This is a genomic window from Klebsiella sp. SWET4, from assembly GCF_024296565.1.
GTDB classification, from domain to species: domain Bacteria; phylum Pseudomonadota; class Gammaproteobacteria; order Enterobacterales; family Enterobacteriaceae; genus Klebsiella; species Klebsiella variicola.
Window position 1 is genome coordinate 845,257 of record NZ_JANCOB010000001.1, and the last position, 16,122, is coordinate 861,378.

At 62.7% G+C, this 16,122-nt stretch carries 16 protein-coding genes; 7 read left to right on the forward strand and 9 right to left on the reverse strand.

The features are described 5' to 3' along the window. Positions 1-231 precede the first annotated feature (231 nt). Together NKJ21_RS04370 and NKJ21_RS04375 are read left to right on the forward strand one after the other, a co-directional pair. Positions 232-1,839 (forward strand): FAD-NAD(P)-binding protein, encoded by a 1,608-nt coding sequence (locus tag NKJ21_RS04370; protein ID WP_023340169.1) that lies wholly within the window; start codon positions 232-234, stop codon positions 1,837-1,839. 107 nt (positions 1,840-1,946) lie between these two features. Beyond that, positions 1,947-3,047, forward strand: a complete 1,101-nt coding sequence (locus tag NKJ21_RS04375) for an NADH:flavin oxidoreductase/NADH oxidase (RefSeq protein WP_254732723.1) — start codon at positions 1,947-1,949, stop codon at positions 3,045-3,047. A 232-nt stretch (positions 3,048-3,279) separates the two neighbouring features. Here the strand turns inward: NKJ21_RS04375 and NKJ21_RS04380 are convergent, their stop codons facing one another. Next, on the reverse strand, positions 3,280-3,768 hold the full coding sequence (locus NKJ21_RS04380; protein WP_025712450.1) for a hypothetical protein: 489 nt from the start codon (positions 3,766-3,768) through the stop codon (positions 3,280-3,282). An 87-nt stretch (positions 3,769-3,855) separates the two neighbouring features. Then, positions 3,856-4,761: a LysR family transcriptional regulator gene (locus NKJ21_RS04385; protein WP_162542831.1), complete on the reverse strand. Its 906-nt coding sequence runs from the start codon at positions 4,759-4,761 to the stop codon at positions 3,856-3,858. A gap of 174 nt (positions 4,762-4,935) precedes the next feature. On the opposite strand from NKJ21_RS04385, the gene NKJ21_RS04390 reads away from it, so the two are divergent. Next, positions 4,936-5,913 (forward strand): nitronate monooxygenase family protein, encoded by a 978-nt coding sequence (locus NKJ21_RS04390; protein WP_004179941.1) that lies wholly within the window; start codon positions 4,936-4,938, stop codon positions 5,911-5,913. Between the two features lie 32 nt (positions 5,914-5,945). On the opposite strand, the gene hpxK is transcribed toward NKJ21_RS04390, so the two are convergent. The 7 genes from hpxK to hpxU form a co-directional block, all read right to left on the reverse strand. Beyond that, positions 5,946-7,205: an allantoate amidohydrolase gene (hpxK, locus tag NKJ21_RS04395; RefSeq protein ID WP_254732725.1), complete on the reverse strand. Its 1,260-nt coding sequence runs from the start codon at positions 7,203-7,205 to the stop codon at positions 5,946-5,948. Next, the gene (locus tag NKJ21_RS04400; RefSeq protein WP_008804831.1) at positions 7,202-8,443 is read right to left on the reverse strand and encodes an alanine--glyoxylate aminotransferase family protein; all 1,242 of its coding nucleotides are present in this window, start codon (positions 8,441-8,443) and stop codon (positions 7,202-7,204) included. Before NKJ21_RS04400 ends, hpxK begins: the two co-directional genes overlap by 4 nt. A 15-nt stretch (positions 8,444-8,458) precedes the next feature. Next, entirely contained in the window at positions 8,459-9,196 is a 738-nt protein-coding gene (locus NKJ21_RS04405) for an amino acid ABC transporter ATP-binding protein (RefSeq protein WP_004179947.1), read from the reverse strand. Beyond that, positions 9,177-9,833, reverse strand: coding sequence for an amino acid ABC transporter permease (locus NKJ21_RS04410; RefSeq protein ID WP_004176118.1), 657 nt, complete (start codon positions 9,831-9,833; stop codon positions 9,177-9,179). Before NKJ21_RS04410 ends, NKJ21_RS04405 begins: the two co-directional genes overlap by 20 nt. After that, a complete protein-coding gene (locus tag NKJ21_RS04415) occupies positions 9,833-10,498 on the reverse strand; it encodes an amino acid ABC transporter permease (protein ID WP_004176117.1) in 666 nt (221 codons plus the stop codon). The genes NKJ21_RS04410 and NKJ21_RS04415 overlap by 1 nt, the downstream gene beginning before the upstream one ends. Before the next feature lie 9 nt (positions 10,499-10,507). Then, positions 10,508-11,293: a transporter substrate-binding domain-containing protein gene (locus tag NKJ21_RS04420; RefSeq protein ID WP_254732727.1), complete on the reverse strand. Its 786-nt coding sequence runs from the start codon at positions 11,291-11,293 to the stop codon at positions 10,508-10,510. Positions 11,294-11,507: 214 nt separating this feature from the next. Continuing rightward, complete coding sequence (gene hpxU, locus NKJ21_RS04425) at positions 11,508-12,347, reverse strand: MurR/RpiR family transcriptional regulator HpxU (protein ID WP_008804829.1); 840 nt, start codon at positions 12,345-12,347, stop codon at positions 11,508-11,510. Between the two features lie 179 nt (positions 12,348-12,526). Here hpxU and hpxW point away from each other — a divergent pair, with 179 nt between their 5' ends. From hpxW to hpxZ, 4 genes are read left to right on the forward strand one after another with little or no spacing between them, the layout of a single operon-like run. Further along, on the forward strand, positions 12,527-14,113 hold the full coding sequence (gene hpxW / locus NKJ21_RS04430; protein ID WP_254732729.1) for an oxamate amidohydrolase: 1,587 nt from the start codon (positions 12,527-12,529) through the stop codon (positions 14,111-14,113). Between the two features lie 10 nt (positions 14,114-14,123). Next, the gene (gene hpxX, locus NKJ21_RS04435) at positions 14,124-14,309 is read left to right on the forward strand and encodes an oxalurate catabolism protein HpxX (RefSeq protein ID WP_004179955.1); all 186 of its coding nucleotides are present in this window, start codon (positions 14,124-14,126) and stop codon (positions 14,307-14,309) included. Then, on the forward strand, positions 14,306-15,703 hold the full coding sequence (locus tag NKJ21_RS04440) for an AtzE family amidohydrolase (RefSeq protein WP_080928602.1): 1,398 nt from the start codon (positions 14,306-14,308) through the stop codon (positions 15,701-15,703). The genes hpxX and NKJ21_RS04440 overlap by 4 nt, the downstream gene beginning before the upstream one ends. Beyond that, positions 15,700-16,086: an oxalurate catabolism protein HpxZ gene (hpxZ, locus tag NKJ21_RS04445; RefSeq protein WP_002905421.1), complete on the forward strand. Its 387-nt coding sequence runs from the start codon at positions 15,700-15,702 to the stop codon at positions 16,084-16,086. Before NKJ21_RS04440 ends, hpxZ begins: the two co-directional genes overlap by 4 nt. The last annotated feature ends 36 nt before the right edge of the window (positions 16,087-16,122 follow it).

A 16,122-nucleotide genomic window follows, 5' to 3' on the forward strand; every position in this document is an offset into this window, starting at 1 on the left:
TCCGGCAGAGCAAGCTGGTGTCACCGCTTATGTAAATTGTTTGTATAGAAAGTTGCTCTTTTGTTAATTACACCCTTTTTCCGGCCGCCGGCAAGTTTATTAGCCTGCTAATTTGTTTCAAATTGCGTGTAACGGCCCACCGGATCGGCAATTTTCGACCAGAATTAAGGACAGGCTGGCGACAGTGAACCGCTGTCCATGCCGCATCCGCCCACAGGAAGGGAGAGAATCATGAAGAGAGTTGCCATCGTCGGCGTGGGGCCGACGGGGATTTACACGTTCTATGAACTGGTGAAGCGTGGCGAGCCGCTGGCGATCACCCTGTTTGAAAAAGAGGCGCAGGCCGGGGTGGGTATGCCCTACAGTGACGATAATACGGCGGCGCAAATGCTGGCTAACATCGCCAGCATTGAGATCCCCCCTATCGACCTGACCTATCTGCAATGGCTGCAGCAGCACAGCGACGCCTGGCTGGCGGCGCGCGGCCTCGAGCGGCACACGCTGCATGAGCGCCAGTTCCTGCCGCGAGTGATCCTCGGCGAGTACTATCGCGACCGTTTTCTGTATCTCACTGAGCGGGCCCGGGACGCCGGCTTCATCGTTAGCGTTTGTGAATCCTGTGAAGTGACGGATATTGCCGTCCAGCCCGCCGGGATCGCCATCCACACTGATAGCGCGGCAGAACCGGTTATCGTCGACCTGGTGGCGATTGCCACCGGCCATCTGTGGCCTGAGGAAGAGCGCGCCAGTCGACAGTATTTCCCCAGCCCGTGGACCGGACTGATGGACGCCCGGATCGCGCCCTGTCGGGTCGGGATCCTCGGGACCTCTTTAAGCGCCATTGATGCCGCCATCGCCGTGGTGGCCCAGCATGGTGTTTTCCATACTGAGAACGACAAAACGACCCATTTTACCCTCCATCCTGGCAGCGAGGCGCTGGAGATCACCCTGCTGTCGCGCAATGGGGTGCTCCCGGAAGCCGATTTTTACTGTCCGATCCCATGGGAGCCGCTGGAGATCGCCACCCCTGCCGCCCTTGAGGCTGCCGTCGCGCAGGGCAGTGACGGGCTACTGGATCGGGTATTCGAGCTGGTCGTGCAGGAGCTGGAATATGCCGCCCCGGCCTGGTGCGAGGCGACGGGGCTGCGCCAGCTAACGCCTGACAGCATCGCCGAGGCCTGGTTTGCCGACCGTCTCACCCATGACCCGTTCCAGTGGGCGCAACGCAATCTGCAGGAGGTGGAGCGCAATAAACGCGAACACCACACGGTGCCCTGGCGCTATGCCATTCTCCGCCTGCACGAGGCGATTGAAAGCGTGGTGCCGGAACTCAACGACGAGGACAGCCGCCGCTTCCGGCGCGGGCTCGCCCGGGTGTTTATCGATAACTATGCCGCCATCCCGCCGGAATCCATTCGCCGGCTGCTGGCCCTGCACCAGGCCGGTATTCTGCGTATTGTGGCGCTCGGCGAGGATTATGACCTGCAGCGCGAGTCTCACCGAACGCTGATTGTCCATCATCAGCAGCGCTGTGAATTCGATGTGTTTATCGATGCCCGCGGGCAACAAGCGTTGAAAACCCGGGACCTGCCCTTCCCATCGCTGCGCCAGCAGCTGCTGGCCTGCGGCGACGACATTCCGGACGTCGGCGATGACTACACGCTGCAGGCGCCCGAGACGCTGCGCGGCCGGGTCGCTTTCGGCGCCCTTCCCTGGCTGATGCACGATCGTCCCTTTGTGCAGGGGCTGACGGCCAGCGCCGAAATTGGCAGCGCGATGGCCCGTGCCGTGTCGCAGCAGGCGACGGGCCGCCGGCGCCGCCTGTGGTTTATCGAATAGCGGGCTGCTTAAACGCAATATCCGAATAAAGAAGGGTAAACAGGCGTGCTATAAACAGTGACTGTTCGCCCCCATGCAAGACCCTGTCTAACTTTTACGAGGTACTCATGAGCCATCTTTTTAGCGCGACGCGTATTGGTCAGCTGGCGCTGGATAACCGCATCGTTATTGCCCCCATGTGCCAGTACTCTGCCGACGAGGGTAAAGCCACCTCCTGGCACCGGATCCATCTTGGTCAGCTGGCTTTCTCCGGCGCTGGCCTGTTAATTCTGGAAGCCACGGCGGTAGAGCCAGCGGGACGTATCTCGCCGGGGGATCTGGGTTTGTGGGATGATGAAACCGAAAACGCGCTGCGCGCGGTGGTAGAGGATATTCGGGCCTGGTCGCCGATCCGCCTGGGGATCCAGCTGGGGCACGCCGGACGCAAAGCCTCCTGCGCGGCCCCGTGGCAGGGTGGTCATCAGCTGGCCCTTAATGAGGGTGGCTGGCAAACCGTTGCCCCCTCCGCCGTGGCGTTTCACGATGGCGACCGCGCCCCCGCCGAGCTGAGCCTTGCCGATATGGCGCGCATCAAAGCGGCGTTTGTCGCCAGCGCGTTGCGTGCCCAGCGTCTGGGCTTTGAGCTAATTGAACTGCACGCCGCCCACGGCTATCTGCTGCACCAGTTTCTCTCGCCGCTCAGCAATCAGCGCCGTGATGAGTACGGCGGTTCGCTGGAAAACCGTCTGCGCTATCCGCTGGAAGTGTTTAACGCGATCCGCGAGGCGGTAGGCAACACCATGGCGGTGGGCGTCAGGCTGTCGGCTACCGACTGGGTCGAAGGCGGCTGGGACTGCGAGCAGTCCATTCAGTTTAGCCAGCAGCTGGAAGCGCTGGGCAGCGATTATATTCACGTCTCCAGCGGCGGCTTGTCGCCGGAGCAGTCGATCACCGTCGGACCGGGTTATCAGTTGCCATTCGCCCACGACATTCGCCAGCAGGTTGCCATCCCGGTGATTGGCGTGGGGCTGATCACCGATCCGCAGCAGGCGGAAGCGGCGCTGGAGGATGGCGATGCCGACCTGATCGCCCTCGCCCGCGCGGTACTCTACGATCCGCACTGGCCGTGGCACGCCGCCGCCAGCCTCGGCGCCCAGGTTCGCGTCCCTTCGCAGTACCTGCGCTCCGAGCCACACGGCCTGAAAGGCACCCTGCTGCCAAACCGTTGAACCCGCAGCGCGCATAAAAAAGGGGTATCGTAAGATACCCCTGAGCAGGATGCTATTGCGGTCCACGTGCCGGGCGACGACGGCGCCTTGCCCGGCTTACACAAGGGTGATGCCCGGTCATTGCGCAGCCAACCCACCCCCTGCGTAGGCCCGCGCAAGCGCAGCGCCGCCGGGCAATCTATCAGGCTCCGCTCCCTATATTTCCTGGCGCGGGTCAGGCAAACAGCGCAGGTTACTGCTGGGCGGGCGGTGGCGTGGTGTTCTGTTTGTCCGCCGCGATACTGTCCTGGATGGCCTTGGTTTTGCTCGCCGCCTCCGCCGAGAGCTGATTGGCGTCGCCGATGGCATTGTCTTTGATTTGACCCGCCTCTTTGACTATGCGGTCACTTTCCTGCTTTGCGTTCTGCTTCACGGCATCGGCCTGGGCTTTCGCCTGCTGGGCGATGGCATCCGCTTTCTTGTCCGCCTCCGCCTTGATGGCGCTGGCCTGATCCTTCAGGCGGTCGGCCTCGGCGTCAGCCTGGCTTTTCAGCGTATCGATTTGCTTATCCGCATCCTGTTTAATCGCCTGCGCTTTGTCCGCCGCGGCATCCTTCATCTGCTCCGCATTATCTTTGGCCTTATCCAGTTTGTTATCCACTTTCGACGCATCGTCGCAGCCAAACAGGGTCAGACACAGAGCGGAAGCAAGTAGTGTTTTATTCCAGAGTTTCATCAGCATTCCCTTACAGGTTAAGTCGTTATCCAGCTTTGTGATTCATTGCTTAATAGCATTCACATTTTATATATAAACGCTCAGCCAGCAGAGTCAAGCCGACACCGATCGATCCAGGGTCGCTACCAGCCCCTGCAACCAGTCGGCAAAGACCCGCACCTTATGCGACAGATGCCGGTGCGGATAGAGCAGCGACAACGGTCGACGCGGCGCCGGAAAGTCCGGCAAAATTTCCACCAGTTGCCCGCTGTCGATATAAGGTTGCAAAAAGAAACGCATCCCCTGCAGCATCCCCAGCCCCGCCAGCCCGGCGGCAGTAAAGACTTCAGAGTTGTCCAGCACCAGTTTACCGGGAATGGCGATCTGCCTGATGCCCTCCGGGGTCTGGAATCGCCAGGGCATAATCTGCCGGCTGCTGCTGTTCACCCAGTTCACCGCCAGATGCGACTGCAGGTCCTCCAGCGTCGCGGGCACCCCATAGCGCGCCAGATAGCCCGGACTGGCGCAGGTGGTTAACGCCACCTCCCCCAGCGAACGCGCCACATAGTCGCCATCCTCAAGATCCCCCACCCGCAGCAGGCAATCCAGACCATCGCGCAGCATATCCCGGCGTACGTCGGAGCTGCTGAGGACAATCTCCACCTCCGGATGGGCCTGATAAAAATCCGGCAGATGCGGGATCACCAGCAGCCGGGCAAAGGCGATCGGCATATCAACGCGCAGCTGACCGCGGATCGGTCGGTCCGGCGCGAACGACTCCAGCAGATCGTCGGCCTGGGAGAGCAACGGTTTGCTGCGGCGATAAAACTCTTCCCCCTCCGGCGTAAGATACAGACGCCGGGTGGTGCGCTGCAGCAGCCGGACCCCGCTCTCCTGCTCCAGCTGCTGCAGCGCTTTGGTCACCGCCGGTCGGTGGATCTGCAAATTTTCCGCCGCCTGGGCAAAGCTGCCGGCATCGACGATTTCAATAAAAATTTTAATATTTTCAAACAGATTCATTTGCATGATGGCCCGCCTCCCACCTCTTCATCAGTTCACATTATTACTAATTTAATAATAGTGATGAAAGTTTTTGCTCATTTTTTAAAACAATAAAGACGCCTACACTGCCCTCATTGCCGCATCGCTGGGGCGAAGAAATTTATAACTTATTAACATAAAAGGAAAAATATCATGCAACCTAACCGCGTCGCCCGCATTCTGGGTATTGAAAAACCGGTGGTCCAGGGGCCCCTCTCCTGGCTAACCGATGCTCGTCTGGTGGCGGCCGTCGGCAACGCCGGTGGGCTTGGCGTGCTGGGCCCGAACGCCGGACTGACGGCGGCAACCGCCGTTTCCACCCCGGAGGCCACCGCCGAGAAAATGCGCGAAGAGATCCGTAAAACCAAACAGCTGACGGAGAAACCCTTTGGCGTCAACCTGATCCCGACGGCGGAAAATGACATCTGGACGCCGGCGATCCTGCCGGTGATCAAAGAGGAAGGGGTTAAGGTGGTGGTCTACACCGGCTACGGCGACGGTTCGTTAAAACCGGCGCTGTTCGACGAACTGAAAGCCGCCGGGATCACCATTATCTATCGTGACATCAACCCGACGCCGGAGAACAGCCGCCGCGCGGAGCAGGCCGGAGCGGATATTATTGTCGCCACCGGCTTTGACGAAGGCGGCACGCTGCCGGGGACCGCCCTCGGGACCTTCACCATCGTCCCGCTGATCGTTGACGCGGTACAGCGGGTTCCGGTGATGGCCGCCGGAGGGATCACCGACGCCCGGGGCGCGCGCGCCGTTCATGCCCTGGGGGCGGAGGGCGTCTTCGCCGGTTCGGTATTTATCAGCACCATCGAAAGCCGGGTTCCCGACTCGGTGAAAGCGAAAATTGTGGCCGCCAACGGTCTGGATCTGCGCCTGTTCCGTACTCTGCCGGACTACTACCGCGCGCTGCCCGGCAAACTGAGCGACACACTGGTGGCCATGGACCGGGCCGGCGCCTCCAGGACCGAGCTGGCCCAGGCGATGGGTGGTCTGCGCGGGATGCGGCTGGGCATGCTGGAGGGGAATACCGATGAGGGATATATCTCGGTGGGCGCGGGGATCGGCAACATCCATGCCATCACCTCCGTCGCCGAGGTGGTCAACCAGCTGGCGGTGTAAAGCCGCCAGCCGGGGCACGGTGACCGGCGCGATCAGGCGTCGGCCACCTTATCTACCGCCCGGGAGAAAGCGTCGATAGCCAGTCCGACGTCGGCGGCGGTGACCGACTCCGCCGGGTGATGGCTGACGCCCCCCAGGCAACGCACAAACAGCATGGCCGATGGCCAGCGCTCGGCGATGGCGATGGCGTCATGCCCTGCGCCGCTCGGCAGCGTCAGCGAACGCCCCTGCACCGCCATCACCGCCTCGCCCAGCACCGCGTGCAGGTGACTGTCGCAGGCGGTGGCGGCGATGCGATAATACTCCTCGGCGGCGAAACGCAGCTGGCGACGCCCGGCAATGGCCTGCGCCTCGCCCAGCAGCTCATCCAGCAGCGCCGTCAGCGGCGCATCCTGCGGGCCGCGAATATCCAGCGTCAACTGCACCTCGCCCGGTATCACGTTCACCGCGCCCGGCGCACAGCGCAGGGTGCCGACCGTCGCCACCAGGTTACCGCCGCGCTGCCGGGTCAGGTTTTCCACCTGCACCATCCATTCCGCCGCCGCGGCGAGGGCGTCCTTGCGGTGGAGCATCGGCACCGTGCCGGCATGGCCAGCTTCGCCGGTAAAGCGGCAGTTCAGCCGTCGGGCGCCGTTAATCGCCTCCACCACGCCGAGCGCCAGCCCCGCCTGCTCCAGGCACGGCCCCTGCTCGATATGCAGTTCCAGATAGGCGGCGATATCCCGCGGATGACGGGCCGCGTGGCCGATCCGCGCCGGATCGAGTCCGGCATTCACCAGCGCCTGGGCGACGCTCACGCCGTCGGTATCGCACTGTGACAGCCAGCTTTCAGGCCAGGTGCCGGTGACGCCGCGGCTGCCGAGCAGGGTAATACCAAAGCGGGTGCCCTCTTCATCGCCAAAGCCGACGATCTCGATTGCCTTTGCCAGCCGTCGCCCCTGCTGGTGCAGACGCTGGACCACCTCAATCGCCGCCAGCACGCCGAGCATGCCGTCGTAGCGCCCGGCGTTGCGCACGGTGTCAAGATGAGAGCCCAGCAGCACCGCCGGCGCCCCCTCCTGTTGTCCTTCATAGCGTCCGCAGATGTTGCCGACGCTGTCCTGCCACACCATCATGCCGGCAGCCTGCATCCACTGGCCCACCAACTGGTTGGCCTGCAGATGCTCGGGCGACAGATAGACCCGGGTCAGGGCATCGGCGGTTTCGCTAAGGGTGGCCAGCCGATCGGCACGCGCCATCACCCGGCTGGCAGCCGCTTCTCTCTCCGCCTGCTGGCGGGCGGTATCACTCATAGGGTGGCCTCGGTGCGGTAGTGATCCCAGGCCGCCTGCATCGCCGCGCCCTGAGTGGTGGTGAACTTGAGGTAGTTCAGGACCGCTTCCAGCGCGCTGAGCGTCTGCATCACGCAGTCTTTACGCGCGTTATAGCCCATGGTGCCAATGCGCCAGACTTTACCGTGCAGCGGACCAAACGAGGTGCCAATTTCAATGCCGAAATCTTCCAGCATCAGTTTGCGTACCTGATCGCCGTTGACCCCGTTGGGGATCACCACCCCCAGCACGTTATTCATTTTGTGCCGCAGGTCGCCAAAGGTCTCGAGCCCCATCGCCTGGATGCCCTTCAGCAGCGCATCGCCGTGCAGTTTGTGGCGGGCGATGCCGTTGTCGAGTCCCTCCTGGAGGATCAGGCGCGCGCACTCCCGGGCGGCGAACAGCGCCGAGGTCGCTTCGGTATGGTGGTTAAGGCGCTCCGGCCCCCAGTAATCCATCACCATGCCGAGATCGAAATAGTTGGAGTAGATCATCTCGTCGACGCCGTCGTGATGCGCATCGGTGCGGATCCCCTGCTCAATGCAGCGGCGGCGGCGGATGACCTCTTCCATCCGCGGGCTGAGGGTGATGGGCGAGGTGCCGGAAGGACCGCCCAGGCACTTCTGCATCCCGGCGGACACGGCGTCCAGCTGCCAGGCGTCGGTTTCCAGCGGGTTACCGCCGAGCGACGCGGTGGCGTCGGTATAGAACAGCACTTCGTGACGACGGCAAATCTCCCCCAGCTCCGCCAGCGGCTGCAGCATGGTGGTGGAAGTATCGCCCTGCACGGTGAGCAGCAGGCGCGGGCGCACGCGCTTGATCGCGTCCTCAACCTGATCCGGCGTAAAGACCTCGCCCCACGGCACCTCGATGGTGTGCACCTCTGCCCGGCAACGACGCGCGATCTCGCACAGCAGATGTCCAAACCGGCCGAACACCGGCACCAACACTTTGTCACCCGGACGGATCGCCGACACCAGAATCGCTTCGATCCCGGCGCGCGAGGTGCCGTCGACCAGCATCGTCCAGCGATTTTCGGTGCGAAACACACCGCGGTAGAGCGCCATGACTTCATTCATGTAGTGGGTCATCGCCGGATCGTACTGGCCAACCAGCTGGCTCGACATGGCGCGCAGCACGCGCGGGTCGGCATTGATCGGCCCCGGCCCCATCAGCAGGCGCTGCGGCGGGTTAATTTGCGAAAACTGAGTGATATCCATCTGCCATTCCTTACGTTAGTTAAGACCGCGCACCGAGGAGATAAACTGTTTCAGTTCGCTGGTCTGCGGGCTGGCGAACAGCGTTTTGCTGTCGCCCTGCTCCCAGACGCGTCCCTGATGCATAAACACCACGCGGTCGCCCACTTCGCGGGCAAAATTCATTTCATGGGTGACGAGGATCAGCGTCATACCTTCCGCCGCCAGTTGCTCCAGCACCTTCAGCACTTCACCCACCAGTTCCGGGTCGAGTGCCGAGGTGATTTCGTCACAGAGTAAAACTTTCGGCGACATGGCCAGCGCCCGGGCAATGGCCACGCGCTGCTGTTGGCCGCCGGAGAGATTGGCCGGATAGTAATCCAGACGGTCGCCAAGACCGACCTTCTCCAGCATCCGCTGCGCCAGCTCCCGGCATTCGGCCTGGGACTTCTTCAGCACCCGCCGCGGGGCCAGCATGACGTTCTCCAGCGCCGTCATGTGCGGGAACAGGTTAAAATTCTGGAACACCATGCCGATAGAGCGGCTGATCTCCCGGGCCTGTGAATCGCGGTCGGTGATGGTCATGCCCCCGAGCTTGATACTGCCCTCCTGGTAGCCCTCCAGACCATTGATACAGCGCAGCAGGGTGCTTTTACCCGAGCCGCTGCGACCGATGATCGAGATCACTTCCCCCATGTCGATATCCAGATCGACGCCCTTCAACACATGGTTGTCGCCGTAGTACTTCTGCATCTGATTAATGGTGATGAGAGGCATTGAATTTGTTCTCCAGATAGCGGCTGTAGCGGGACAGCGGATAGCACAGAATGAAATAGCCCAGCGCCACCAGGGCAAACACTTTAAACGGCTGATAAGTGACGTTGGTCAGCATCGTCCCGGCCTTGGTCAGCTCCACAAAGCCAATAATCGATGCCAGCGCCGTGCCTTTGATCACCTGTACGGCAAAGCCCACCGTCGGCGCGATGGCAATGCGCAGCGCCTGCGGCGCCACCACCCGGTACAGGGTCTGGCCGAAGCTCAGCCCGAGACACCGCGAGGCCTCCCACTGGCCTTTGGGCAGCGCGCGAATGCTGCCGAACCAGATATCCAGCAAAAAGGCGCTGGTGTAGAGCGTCAGAGCGACCGAGGCGGCGGTCCACGCCGAGACGTCGACGCCGAACAGCGCCACGCCAAAGAATGCCAGAAACAGCTGCATCAGCAGTGGCGTCCCCTGGAACAGCTCAATGTACCCGCGGATCAGCCGTTTCACCTGGCGTCCGCCGGTGAGGCGCAGCAGCAGTAACGGTAAGGTCACCAGCGCCCCGCCGGTGAACGCGACCAGCGACAGCAGCACCGTCCAGCGACCGGCCAGCAGCAGGTTGCGGATAATGTCCCAGTCAGTAAAAGTGGTCATCAGGCCTGTACCCCCAGCCATTTACGCCCCGCCGCCATCAGCAGCTGGCGCATCGCTATCGATAACGCTAAGTAGATCCCGGTGGTTACCAGATAGACCTCAAAGCTCAAAAATGTCCGCGACTGGATCAGGTTGGCGGCGAAGGTCAGCTCCTCATAGGAGACCTGCGACACCACTGACGAGCCGAGCATCACGATGATGCACTGGCTGACCAGCGCCGGGTAAATCCGCTGCAGCGCCGGGGGCAATACGACGCGAACGAAGGTTTGCGTCCGGCTAAGCCCGAGCACGCGACCGGCTTCCCACTGGCCCTTCGGCGTCACCTGAATACCGGCGCGGACGATCTCGGTGCTATAGGCGCCGAGGTTAACCACCATCGCCAGCAGCGCCGCTTCACCGGCGGTCATCTTCAGTCCAAGGTTCGGTAAACCAAAGACGATAAAAAAGAGTTGCACCACAAACGGCGTGTTGCGGATGATTTCCACATATCCGCCCCATACCCGGCTGAGCATTCCCGGGCGCCCGCTGCGGATCGCCGCCCCGAGGATGCCGATCGCCAGTCCGCCGATCGTCGCCAGCACCGTCAACTGCACCGTCACCCACAGGCCGGCCAGCAGCTCCGGCCAGTGCGGCCAGAGCTCAGAGAAATGAAGTTGCTCCGTCATCCCCAGACCTTACGCGCCGAGGCTGGCAGGCAGTGGCGCTTTCAGCCACTTCTCAGACAGACCGTTGAGGGTGCCGTCCTTAATGCCCTGCTCGATGAGGGTATCCACTTTCGCCTTCAGCGCCGGTTCGTTCTTTTTCAGACCGATAAAGCACGGCGAGTCCTTCAGCATAAAGCTCGGCACCGGCGCTTTGTCGGCGTTCTGCCGGGAGATGGCCGCCACCACCAGATTGCCGGTCGCGACATACTGCACCTGACCGGACAGGTAAGCCGACAGCGTAGTGTTATTATCCTCGTAGCGCTTAATCTGCGCTGCCTGCGGCGCCACGCTGGTCAGTACCATATCTTCCACTGCCCCGCGGGTCACCCCGATGCTTTTGCCGCTCAGCGCGGCCGCGTCCTTCAGTTCCGCCCCTTTCGGGCCAAACACGCCGAGGAAGAACGGCGCGTAGGCGCGGCTGAAGTCGATCACCTTCTCGCGCTCGGCGTTCTTGCCGAGGCTGGAGATCACCAGGTCCACCTTATCGGTCTGCAGATACGGCACGCGGTTGGCGCTGGTCACCGGGACCAGCTGCAGCTTGAGCTTCATCGATTTCGCCAGATAGCGCGCCATATCGATGTCATACCCCTGCGGCTGCAGGTCGGTGCCCACCGAGCCGAACGGCGGAAAATCCTGAGGCACGGCAATACGAATGACGCCGCGTTTTTCAATATCCTGGAGCTGGTCAGCCTGCACGGCAGAAACAGACGAAAGGAGACAAGCGGCCCCGGCCAGTGCGATCAACAGTTTCTTCATGATGTTTACCCGTTACGTTAGCATGAAACAAAAGATTCTTTGAATCTGTTTTTGCAACTAATGTGCCAGATACAGACGAGGCAAGGGTTGGCGAGGAATTAAAACAAAAAGTGAGAAAGGACAAGGATTAACGGGAAAGTGTTCAGCGAGCGGCGGCGCCATCACGTGGTTTTTATTGCACCATAATAATGCACAGCACCACGCTGGCGCCCCATTAGCGTTGTTCCAGCTCGTCCAGTTGCTGATAAAGCGTGGCGATATCGTGGATGCGCGGACGACCGCTGTCGAGCGTTTCATGGAGAAAGGCATTGGCCAGCAGATTAATCAGGCTGTTGACCGAGGCATAGCTGTCGTAGGCGGAGACGCTGTCCAGCGGCGCGCAGAGCTGCCAGCGGGAGAGCGGAAACAGGCTGTGGGCCTGCGGCTCGCACATTAACAGGACCGGCACCCCGTCGCGCTGCAGCTGCTGCAACAGCGGGCGTACTATTCGCGGCCGGCGGCGAAACGCCATCATTACCACCAGATCATCGGCGGTCAGATCGACCAGCTCTTCGCTAAGGCTCTGGCCCGGCTGGGGCAGCACCAGCACCTGGCCGCGGGCCTGCAGCAGCTGCTGGCGCAAGTGCAGCGCCGCCGGATAGGCGTTACGCATGCCCACCACCACAATGCGGCGCGCGGCCACCATCGCCGTCAGCGCCTCGGCGAACTGGCGGGCGTCGAGGGCGTTGACCCACTGGGTGAGATTCGCCATCTCCTGCTTATAATGGCGCGCCAGCAGCGTGTTACCCTGCACCGCGTCGCGCTGGTCGGTGAGCGGCATCCCGCTCTGGCGCAGGGTGCGCAGTTCATCGCGCATATCCTTATATTTGTCGTAACCGAGGCGCTTGAACAGCCGGCTGACGGTGGCTTTCGACACGCCGCTCAGCTGCGCCAGCTCGGCGCTGTTGTAGCTTATCAGGTCATCAAAGTGGTCAAAGATGAAATCCGCCACCCGCTGCTCCTGCGGCGACAGCGAGGCGTATTGCCCTTTCAGTCGTTCATCGAGTTGTTGCATAGCGCCCCTGTAACTTTCGTTTCATCATCCATCCCTCATCATACTGTATCTGCTATGCCTTACACATAGCGTGCCAGTGGGAAAATTCTGGTCATTGTTTTTATCAATGAAACGAAACGTTCAGAGATGGAACAGCTTTTGCAGTGTTCTGCGGGTGATTCGTTCAGAAAGGATAATTTATGCACAGTAGCAACGTTTCGACCCACGGCATGGCGGTGGCCCCCCATCACCTCGCCAGTCAGAGCGCGCTGGCGATCCTGCGCGAGGGCGGCAGCGCCATTGAAGCGATGGTGGCTGCCGCGGTGGCCATCGCCGTCGTCTATCCCCATATGAATGGCCTCGGCGGCGATGGCTTCTGGCTGATCGTACCGCCTGAGGGAGACCCCATCGCCATTGACGCCAGCGGGGCGGCCGGATCGCTGGCGACCCTCGAGGCCTACGCCGGACAGCAGCATATTCCCCACCGGGGACCGCAGGCCGCGCTGACCGTCGCCGGCACCGTCAGCGGCTGGGACGAGGCGCTGCGTATTTCACGGGACTTAACCGGCCGCGCGCTGCCGGTGGCCCGCCTGCTGGCCGATGCGATCGGCTATGCCGAAGACGGTATTCCGGTCACCGCCTCGCAAGCCCACGCCACCGCCAGCAAACTGGAAGAGTTGCGCCATCAGCCGGGTTTCAGCGAAACCTGGCTGGTATCGGGCGAGGCCCCGCGGCCCGGCAGCCGCTTTCGCCAGCCCGCCCTCGCCGGTACCCTGCGCATGCTGGCCAGCGACGGTCTCGACAGTTTCTATCGCGGGCCGCTGGCCGAGCGTCTCGCGCAGGGTATGGCCGCGCTGGGGATGCCGATCACCCTCGGCGACCTGCAGGCCCACCGCGCCCGGCGTCCGGCGCCGCTGACGCTCCAGCACCAGCAGGGCACGCTGTGGAATCTTGCGCCGCCGACGCAGGGACTGGTGTCGCTGGCGATCCTTGGCATCACCGACCGCCTGAACATGGCCGATGCCGACGACGCGCAAACGGTGCACCGTATTGTCGAAGCCACCAAGCGGGCATTTGCCCTGCGCGATGCGCATATCACCGATCCACGCCATCTGGATGTGGATGTACAGCAGTTGCTCACCCCGGAAGCCCTGCAGCCGCTGGCCGACAGCATCGACGACGCCAGCGCTTCCCCCTGGGGCCGCGGCAAAGGCCCGGGCGATACCGTCTGGATGGGCGTCGTGGATAACAGCGGACTGGCAGTGTCATTTATTCAGAGTATCTATCACGAGTTCGGCAGCGGCGTGGTGCTCCCGGACACCGGGATCGTCTGGCAAAACCGCGGGGCGGCCTTCAGCCTCGATCCGCAGCATCTCCTGGCGCTGGCCCCTGGCAAACAGCCATTCCATACCCTCAACCCTGCCGCCGCCCGCCTGAACGATGGCCGGGTGATGGTCTATGGCTCGATGGGCGGCGACGGTCAGCCGCAAACTCAGGCGGCGCTGTTTACCCGCTATATCCTGCAGGGGGTGCCGCTGCAGGAGAGCATCTCCCGTCCGCGCTGGCTGCTGGGCCGCACCTGGGGCCAGTCCTCCGATTCACTGAAACTGGAGGGACGCTTTGCCCCCGCCTGTATCGCGCGCCTGCGCGAGCTGGGGCACGAAGTGGAAGTGCTGGCCGACTTCAGCGAAGCGATGGGTCACGCCGGCGCCATTGTCCGCCATCCCAACGGCCTGCTTGAAGGGGCGACCGATCCACGCAGCAACGGCGCCGCCGCCGGATACTAAGGAGCAGACTATGACCACACAGCCAGACTGGAGCGAGTATCTGACGCAGATGACTCACCTGTTGGATATGGAGCTGGATGCGCCGCGTCGTGAAGAGCTGGAGCGCCAGTTTGCCCGCATCGCCGCCATGGCGCAGCCGCTGATGGACTATCCCCTCGGGCCGCGCGAGGAGATTGCGGGGGTGTATAAAGCATGACTCTTCATCACTTCACTATCGCCGAGATCCAGCGTGCGCTGCACGAGGGCGAACTCAGCGCCCGGGAGATCGCCCGCCAGACGCTGGACGACATCGCCCGTGTGAATCCGCAGATCAACGCCTGGACCGAGGTCACCGCCCAGCGCATGCTGGCGGAGGCCGACAGCATCGACGCCCTGCGCCGGGAAAAGCGCCCCCTGCCGCCGCTGGCAGGCATTCCCTATGCGGTAAAGAATCTGTTTGATGTCGCCGGGCATACCACCCTCGCCGGGGCGGAACTGCTGAGCGACCGGCCACCGGCGACCAGCGACAGCTGGGCGGTGCGCCAGCTGCACAGCGCCGGCGCCCTGCTCAGCGGGATGCTCAATATGGACGCCTACGCCTACGGCTTTACCACCGAAAACAGCCACTATGGCGCGACGCGCAATCCGCACGATCTGTCGCGGATCGCCGGCGGATCGTCCGGCGGTTCGGCCGCGGCGGTGGCGGCCGGGCTGGTCCATTTCAGCCTCGGCAGCGACACCAACGGCTCGATCCGCGTCCCCGCGTCGCTGTGCGGGATCTTTGGCCTGAAACCCACTTTCGGTCGCCTTTCGCGCTCTGGCAGCCATCCGTTTGTCGCCAGTCTGGATCATATTGGTCCTTTTGCCCGCCGGGTGGCCGACCTCGCCGCGGTGTATGACGCCCTGCAGGGGCGCGACCCGGCCGATGACTTTCAGGCTGATAAAGCCAGCGAGCGCACCGGTAATCTGCTGGAGCGCGGACTGGAGGGGCTGCGCTGCGCGCGGCTGGGCGGCTATTTCACCACCTGGTGCGATGACGACGCCCGGGCGGCCGTGGATCGGATCGCCCACGCGCTGGGCGCCGACAGCGAGCTGCAGTTCGCGGATGCCGCGCTGGCCCGCTCGGCGGCCTTTATCATCAGCGCCAGCGAAGGCGGCAATCAGTACCTGACGGATCTTCGCCACTCGCCAGAGCGTTTTGAACCTCACTCCCGCGAGCGGCTGCTGGCCGGAGCGATGATCCCCTCCGCATGGTATCTGCAGGCTCAGCGTTTTCGCCGTCATGCTCGCCAGGCAATGAAATCCCTGTTCAGCCAGGCCGACGTGCTGATCGCCCCCGCCACCCCATGCAGCGCCACGCCGATAGGCGCGGAGGAGATGGTAATTAACGGCCAGCCGCTGCCGGTGCGCGCCAGCATGGGAATGCTAACGCAGCCGATCTCCTTCCTCGGTCTGCCTGTAGTGACCGTGCCCCTGCGTACCGCCAGCGGTAAGCCGATTGGCCTGCAGCTGATTGCCGCGCCGTTTAACGAACAAGCCTGTCTTCGCGCCGCGCGGGCGCTGGAAGCGATGGGCATTACCGATGCCCGAGTGGCGGAGAGTGCAGCATGATCAATCTGGATAATGTAGACCGCCCGGCGATCCTCGCCGAGGTGACGGCGGCGTTTTATCAGTATGAAGAGGCGCTGGTCAGCAATAACATCGAGGCGCTGGATGCGCTGTTCTGGCACGACCCGCGCACCGTACGGCTGGGAGCCGGCGAAAATCTGTATGGCATCGAGGCGATCCGCGCCTTTCGCGCCGCCCGCCCCGCCGCCGGTCTGGCCCGCGATCTGCGCCATACCACCATTACCACCTTTGGCGCGGATATGGCGGTGTGCAGCACCGAGTTCACCCGCGAAGGCAGCGCCCGCCTGGGCCGCCAGCAGCAGACCTGGGTACGCTTCCCCTACGGCTGGCGCATTGTCGCCGCCCAGGTCAGTCTGATGGACTGAGTGGCGTATACGGGAGCGGACCGGAGAATAAGGTAT